This is a genomic window from Fructobacillus fructosus KCTC 3544 (genome assembly GCF_001438695.1).
Classification (GTDB): domain Bacteria; phylum Bacillota; class Bacilli; order Lactobacillales; family Lactobacillaceae; genus Fructobacillus; species Fructobacillus fructosus.
Genome location: NZ_JQBH01000022.1, coordinates 4,254 through 4,772, shown reverse-complemented (window position 1 = coordinate 4,772; position 519 = coordinate 4,254). Strand labels below are relative to the sequence as shown.

The following is a 519-nucleotide window of genomic DNA, read 5'->3' as shown; positions in this document are numbered from 1 at the left end:
GCTTCAAGCGCTTCACAAGCCGCTGATGATTGGTCGGAAAAATATGAAGGACTGAGTTCCGACGATGAGCAACAAACAAAGCATTCTCAAATTGAAAATGACGCTGAAGACTTTTATAAACAATTTGGTGGGGATTCAATTTCTGCCAATCCATCCTTAATTAGTGCGAAAGCAGCCGCTTCGTCTGGTAGTTCTTCCGATAGTAGTTCATCAGATGATAGTTGTTCTAGTTCGGATGATGGCAGTTCTTCAGGAAGTGACGGTTACGTATTGCCGGTCAAAGGAACCTATAGTTTGGGAACAGGAACTTATCCGTCATACACACCTAACTCAACTGACCATGACCATAACGGTGTTGATTTTCAGAATCAAGGATTAACCGATGATGCCATTAAGAATGGTGATGAAGTGTCATGGGTATATGCCGTTCATGACGGGAAGGTCGTTGCTGTCAATCATAACAGTGATGAATACGTGGTTATTATTCAACAAACCGATAATAAGTACGCTTATTATGGT

1 protein-coding gene is annotated in these 519 nt (G+C 41.6%); it reads left to right on the top strand.

Features of this window, described 5'->3' with window-relative positions; translation table 11 throughout:
- The coding region (locus IV71_RS08135; RefSeq protein ID WP_234781186.1) for a M23 family metallopeptidase at positions 1 to 519 on the top strand (519 nt) is incomplete at both ends.